Raw genomic sequence first — 6,646 nt, 5'->3', positions numbered from 1 at the left:
GTCCTAACACCCCATCCCCAGTAATTTTTCCCCGCCCCGTATCACAAGCGCTCAGCACCACTAATTCTGCGTTTATCTGGAGTTGCACAATGTCATTGGCGGTCCATAAGCCGTTATTGTCTCCCTCCGGCGTCAAGGCGATCGCCCCTGGCAGACCCCCCTGGCGAAAATTGTCCAGTAATCCATGGGTGGCAAGGTGGATGACTCTGGCCTCTGGCACCTGGGGCATAATCGCAGTCAGGGTAGCTTCTTTCCCTAACCAAGGTTCAGTTTGCAATAGTTGCCCGATCGCCACGGCTTCCGCTTCTGCGTGGGGGAGATTGCCTAGGCCATAGGGGGATTGTTGCAGACTATCCGCCAGGATGGGATTACCGACAATGAGGTCGGACTTGTGGCCTTTACTGCTCTGGGGATCAACTTGAGGGGGAAGATTTGTTTCTAGCTGTTGGGTGAGGGCCAAAACCTGTAAAGAAGGCATGGTGCGGGGAATATGGCGGTCTATTAAAGCTTCGCCCCTACCATTGGTCAAAGCAGGAAAGGGCACGGAAAAGAGGGGGCCTTGGGGGATAAAAATGACCGCTTGATTGGGATCTTGGGGGAGAAGGTCCGCAATGGGTTCGATCAAAATTTGCTCCAGTTGCCAGAGGGGATTATGGGGCGTTGGATTAGCTAATACGGCTTGGGGCCGTTGACCGGCGATCGCCCTTTGGGCCAGGGTGACGGTTTGACCAATATCTACCTGGGGTAATTGCTCTAGATCCCCCAGATCTGTTTGGCGAAATTGGATTTTTCCGTCTGGTTGTATAACCCAAATATAAAGTTGATTAACTTCATCAATGAGGGAATACTGCACCACTGTGGTCTGTTCCCGCTGGACCGTGGCCCGTATGGTTTCTAAGTCGGGGGATTCTAGGTTAATTCGCCGATCCTGGGGGTCTAGTTGCTGGGCTAATAATTCCGCAAAGGCCCGAGCCCGGCCCCGTTCGGCAATTTCCAGGGCCCGTTCGACTCGGTTTTGCTTAATCAGGACTAATTGTAATAGGCGATATACAGAGGCTTGGGTATCAAAAAAGGAAACTTTGAGTTGATCTTCCTTTAACTTTTCCCGGATTGATTCCGATAGGGCCAAACTTGCCCTTAATGGTGCTTCGGCCTCGGCATATTTCTTCTGCAGTATTAAAGTCAGACCAATTTCCCCTAAGGCTTGGGCTTGGCCATGGATTTCCTCAATTTCCTCCGAAATGGCTAAACGTCGTTGAAAATTGGCGATCGCCTGGTCATAGCGTTTTTGTTGGAGGTAAACATGGCCAATGTTACTGAGGGCGGCCCCTTCGTTATAACGATTACCCATGGCCCGATAAACTTCTAAGCTTTGGTGAAAATAGTCCAGAGCTTGGGAAGGTTGATTTTGGGTGAGGTAAATCTGCCCCAACCCCGATAGGGCATTGGCAAAGGTATTGCCCCGGGATTGTAACTTTTGGGCTAGATCTAAGGATTTTTCATAATAGGCGATCGCCTCTTGCGGCTGTTCTAGGGTGTAATAATCGGTGCCCAAGGCGTTGTAGAGGGTTGCCATCACTTCCCAATCTTCTAACTGCTCCGCAATGGTCAAACTATCCCGGTGAAATTGTTGAGCCTGGGCATAGTCCCCCACGTAATAATAGGCATCCCCCAACCCAGCCAGAGATAACTGCTCCGTTTTCCGTTGCTCAGTGGCCCGGGCTAATTCCAGACTTTTTTGATAGTAATTAATGGCTTGGCCATAATCATTGAGCCAGTAGGCCGCAAAACCCAAAAGTTGCAGACTTTCGGCGGTCCCTTCCGTTTCCCCCAACTGCTGGCGCAGCCCATATTCCCGTTGCCAAATTTCCAATGCTGGTCGGTAATTTTCTTGGCGGATATGGATTAAACCCACATTGGCAAGGGCTAAACGCTGTAGTGAGGGATCTTGAAGAATTTCTGCCACGGCCACGGCCCGTTGGTAATGGTGCAGAGCTTGGGCATAATTTCCCAGACCATTGTGTACTTCCCCTAAACGGTGATGGCTAAACCACTGCCGCAGGTAGTCCCCGCTCGCTTCGGCCAGGGTTAAACTTTTTTCCCCCGCAGAGATGATCAATTCCTGGCGGCCAGCGTAGGCAGGAGCATAGAAATAGGCATCTGCAAGGTAGCCCCATAGCGTTCCCTGTCTTTGTACATCGGCAAATTCTTCGGCGATCAGTAAGCTTTTTTGGTAATTGCTGATCGCTTGGTCATATTCCCCCAACCAATAGTAAGCAAAGCCTAATTCATAGAGACAGTCCCCCATGCCCCGGCGATCGCCATTTTGTTCAAATATTGCCAGGGCCTTCTGCCACAATTCGATGGCGGCGGGAAGTTGTTCTTGATTGAATTGTTCTACACCAGCTTCGTATAAAGTGCGGGCATCGCTGTTGGGCATGGTTTGACTGGCCGTGGGCCCCATCCATAGGCCGCTCCCCAGCAGACCAATGGCGATCAACCTTTGCCAGAACCTAGCGGTTTTGCTTCCCATAGCCCCAGAGGAAACCATTATTCCGACGGTGGGGACGACGGTGCCTGGAGGGTGGTTTTGCTGACCATGCGGGTCTTTTTCCGATCGCCTTCGGACAAATCTTCCCCGGATTGTAGCCTAGTGGCATTGGTTTGCAGGACGGTGGCCCCGTTTTTATCCCCCATTTGCAGAGCGGTTTTGGCGGCGGTTTGGAGCATAGTGGCCGCCCCTTGGCGATCGCCAGCTTTGAGCTTAGTTTCAGCGATTTGGGTCTGGCGATATTTGGCCAAGCTGAGAATGGATTCCTGTACCTGGGCATCGGTGCTTGGTTGATATTGGGTTTGCACCTGAATGGTCAAGGGTAAAGGCTCGGAAAGCAAATTAGTTTGGCCCGAAGCGGGGTCATCGTAACGAATTTTCACCTGGCCGATGACGTGACTGCCCGGAGGTAATTGGTCTAGGTAAAGGTTGAGGAGTAATACCCTTTCCTGGTCGGTCATCAAATCTCCTAAACGAACCTCATAGTTTTGCCCCTGAGTTTGCACGGTTAAATCCATGGTTTCCGGGGATACCTGGGCCACAGGTTTGACAGTGGCGAGATGGGCTGGGGGTTCTAACTCCAGCAAAAGCTGGGCATTGGTGAGCCCCACACTGCTCATGCGCTGGAACAGTTGACTAAAAGTCTGCAATGCTTCGTTGGGATTTTCGATATAGCTCAAACTGCCCTGGGCCGCAGAGGCGATCGCCTCCAACACGTCCTGATTCCAGTGGTCGCCAAATCCAAGGGTATGGACTGTTAATTTATAGTCCGATGCGACGGTGCCTAGTTTCAGACAACGGTCATTATCCCCGTGTTCATTTTCCCCATCGGTGAGCAAAAAAATGTGGGAAACCCGGTCTTCCTTACCTTTAGCCGCTTCCTGAATGCCTAGTTTTAGCCCCTCATCAATGGCGGTGCCCCCTTCTGCTTTCAACCTTTCAATGCCCTTGGCGATCGCCGCTCCGTTCCGCACCTGTTGATTTTCAATAATAATTTTCGCTTTATGGTCGAAGGCAATAACCGACAGCCGGTCATCCTCCCCCAGGCGATCGATTAATCCCAGGGCTGCACTTTTGACCGTTTCCAGGGGTTGGCCGTCCATGGAACCGCTGTGGTCCAACACCAAACATAAATTTAGGGGCAACCGGCGATCGGCCTCGTCCGCTTTGGCCGCCACTGCTACCCGCAACTGTCGCTGACTGGTGGGGGCCCCAGCATCCAAATTTTGGTCACTTAACAGCAAGGAAAGGTCGATACGCATGGGGAGCAACTCAAACTTTTTCCTTTAGCTTACTGCAAGATTTTCTGCCCTGGGATGGGAAACTGCACTGCTGGCCTAATCATCCATTTGCCAGGGTTCCCGCAGGTTATTGGCATCGAAAATTTTCTTCGGCCGTAGCACCAACACCACTTTGGCCAGAATTTCTTTTTCCGGCTCCGTTTCACACCATTGAATTGCCAGCGTTTCCCCCTGGCTAAACAGAAAATAACTGCCATCATTCCAGTTTGTTTGGCTGCGATCCACCACCACTAAAACCTGTTCATCCTTACGGGCTAAGGATTCTGACACTTCCCCTGCTTGGCAAAAAATAGCCACCGGGTCCACCGCTGTTAAAATCGCTTGCCACTGGGGCACCGGCACCACCGCTCCACTGCCTTGGTAATTAACTAAACCAAAGGGTTCCACTTGCTCTAGGGATTGCACTGCCTGCACCGCCTGGGGCTGGAGGGGAAAAGTCCCTGCCACTGGAATGAGTCGGGCCGCTTCCTGGTCTTCCTCGAGGCGAAACACGGGCACCAGGGGCGCTTTCCGGCTGGGCTGGGCGGTTAAATCGGTCAGTAATTTTTCGATCGCCGTGCGGGCGTTGGGAGAATGGGCGAATTTCAATCCTTTGACGATTAAACGGGTTCTTTCCGGTAAGTTCTTTTTTTGCCGGGCCAATTTCCAACATTGATAGGCTAAGGCATCTCCGGGATGGTCGGTAAAGCCTTCTGGCAGTTGGGATAGGTAACCAAACTCCTGAAATGCTTTGGCCAATTCCTTCGCTTCATCGGCGGCCAGGTTTTTTTGTTGGGCCTCCACTGCGGCGATCGCCCGTTGTTGATGGTTGAGGATGCGGAGCTCGTAGAGCACATCGCTTTTGGGACCACGAAAATAGGCCAAGACTGGTTCATCTATGCCCTGCTTAACCAGACTTTCATAAACTTGGCTGGCCACAATGACCAAATTTTGCTGCACTTTTTGGAAGCCGGACTGCTCAAAAATTTCTTCAGCACCGTAACCGGACTTCTGCAATTGCTGACATTTTTTGCCCCAATCCACCCAGGTGCCCTCTTTATGCAATAGGGAACGGATCAGTTCAGCGGCTTCAGCGGCGCTCAAAGTCGGATTGGATTCAGGGGAATGGGTCATAGGACAAAATGCGATCTTCTAAAATGAGCATACAATACTAAAGAAAAAACTGGGCAAGCAAAGTAATATTTTAAAAGTTAGGACAACTTAGACTAAACTATCGTTGTAACCGAGTTATTTCCAGCAGTATTTCATCTAAATTTGGCTCATTACTTAGTTTAATTTGATTATTTTCATGCTTGTGATGGGGAAAAGTTAAAATATGATTATGGTGCGGAGCGTTATCATAGCGAAAAATAATTTCTTGTCTGTCGTCCATGTAGTGGTATCTATATTTAATTTTGTGCTCTAAGTCAGTGTTTTTTACTTCGACAAAATCAAGGCGGTGGTTATTGTCAAAAACTATAGAGCCACTAATACAACCTTGACAATTGTTATAAACTTTCTGGGTTAAGGTATAGAAGCGTATATTGGGGAATTCAGAGATAATCTTTTCAATTTCTGAAAAATAACGCTGGATCATTGTAGTGCTCGGAGTTGTGATTGATTGTGGCGCAGCAACTCCACTAGACCTGACCAAATCATAAAATCTGTTTCATCGTCCAAAATTCCTTGGGAAAATTGTTCATAGAATAACTCCGATGACATTTGATATTTTCGCTCAAACTCATCTAGGTCTAGCTTCAAATTTAAAATTCCCCGTTGCAGTTCCTTGATTTGATAATCAATGATATTTTGAGCAAATCTTTCATTGTCAATGCCACTATCGAGGATAATTTTTAATTTTTGTTCCGTATCTGGCTGTAAAGTAAGTTTAATATCTAGCATCGTCCTTTAATTCCTAGGGATTAGTTAAGTATTTTAAACCACTAAATTTAAATGCTTTGCCAATATTACCAGGCGGCGTAGCTGAGGGTGACAACCCCCGTTAAAATTGCCGCTTCGTCTGCTTCAAAGGATTGTTCATCGGGCGATCGCCAAACAACCACCTAATAATCTTGAGTTAAGCTCTTGATAATTTTTTTAGCTAAACGTTCGTTAATTTCTCGATGTCTGGGAATAGGTTCAGTTTTGCCATTGTTCGGATTGTGGTAAATATCGTGTTTTGACCCATGCCGAATTAAGACACAGCCCGCCTGTTCCAAAAGAACTATTAATGCTCGTCTTTTCATACAAGTTCAAATTCTGCTACCCGTTTGATTCCTGGTATTTCATTTTCTGTAAATGTTTTGTACAAATCAGCTAGATTTTCGATCAGGTCTTCTAGATCAGTTCCTTGGGTCCAATGGTCAGGGAATTCATTTAAATATCCCAAGAATGTACCATCGTTTTCTTTCCAATAAGTATAGGTGATTTTCATGATTTAACTTATGAAACAAACTTGCTTGATTCTTATTCTACGTAAATTTACCTTATTTGTCTGAATTGAGAGACGATCGTCATCTATAAAACTCAAATTAGCCTTTTTGTAAGGGATGAGAGAATAGAAGAGATAACTTTCGCTATTGAAAAACATGAAAAATGATTACTCCTTTTGTATTATTCTATCCAACCACAGAAGCAATACAAACGGAGGGAAATATTAGACTGTTGTTTCAGAAAATTTCGTCTTACGAGGCTTTCAATCATACTTTAAGTTACATTTTTATTATAATCTTTTAAAAAATGCCGACAAAACGATAAACTGATTGTACAATATAAGGGAAAAAATAATGTTGTCTTTTGAATTTTAAAAGAATTA

General features: G+C 47.2%; 7 protein-coding genes. All 7 read right to left on the bottom strand.

All coding sequences use genetic code 11. The annotated features are described in order from the left end of the window. The coding region (locus IQ219_RS15285; RefSeq protein ID WP_194073178.1) for a tetratricopeptide repeat protein at window positions 1-2,533 on the bottom strand (2,533 nt) is incomplete at its 3' end. Between the two features lie 17 nt (window positions 2,534-2,550). Then, a complete protein-coding gene (locus IQ219_RS15280) occupies window positions 2,551-3,813 on the bottom strand; it encodes a VWA domain-containing protein (RefSeq protein WP_190596594.1) in 1,263 nt (420 codons plus the stop codon). A 75-nt stretch (window positions 3,814-3,888) separates the two neighbouring features. Further along, a complete protein-coding gene (locus IQ219_RS15275; RefSeq protein ID WP_194073177.1) occupies window positions 3,889-4,965 on the bottom strand; it encodes a RuBisCO accumulation factor 1 in 1,077 nt (358 codons plus the stop codon). 97 nt (window positions 4,966-5,062) lie between these two features. Further along, a complete protein-coding gene (locus IQ219_RS15270) occupies window positions 5,063-5,428 on the bottom strand; it encodes a DUF6516 family protein (protein WP_194073176.1) in 366 nt (121 codons plus the stop codon). Next, window positions 5,425-5,733 (bottom strand): hypothetical protein, encoded by a 309-nt coding sequence (locus tag IQ219_RS15265; RefSeq protein WP_194020418.1) that lies wholly within the window; start codon window positions 5,731-5,733, stop codon window positions 5,425-5,427. The genes IQ219_RS15270 and IQ219_RS15265 overlap by 4 nt, the downstream gene beginning before the upstream one ends. A 161-nt stretch (window positions 5,734-5,894) precedes the next feature. Continuing rightward, on the bottom strand, window positions 5,895-6,077 hold the full coding sequence (locus IQ219_RS15260) for a type II toxin-antitoxin system HicA family toxin (protein WP_194020417.1): 183 nt from the start codon (window positions 6,075-6,077) through the stop codon (window positions 5,895-5,897). Next, on the bottom strand, window positions 6,074-6,265 hold the full coding sequence (locus IQ219_RS15255; protein WP_194020416.1) for a type II toxin-antitoxin system HicB family antitoxin: 192 nt from the start codon (window positions 6,263-6,265) through the stop codon (window positions 6,074-6,076). Before IQ219_RS15255 ends, IQ219_RS15260 begins: the two co-directional genes overlap by 4 nt. Window positions 6,266-6,646 lie beyond the last annotated feature (381 nt).

Source organism: Synechocystis sp. LEGE 06083 (assembly GCF_015207725.1).
GTDB lineage: Bacteria > Cyanobacteriota > Cyanobacteriia > Cyanobacteriales > Microcystaceae > Synechocystis > Synechocystis salina.
Note: the sequence above shows the minus strand (reverse complement) of the source record. Positions and strands in the feature narration are given on the sequence as shown.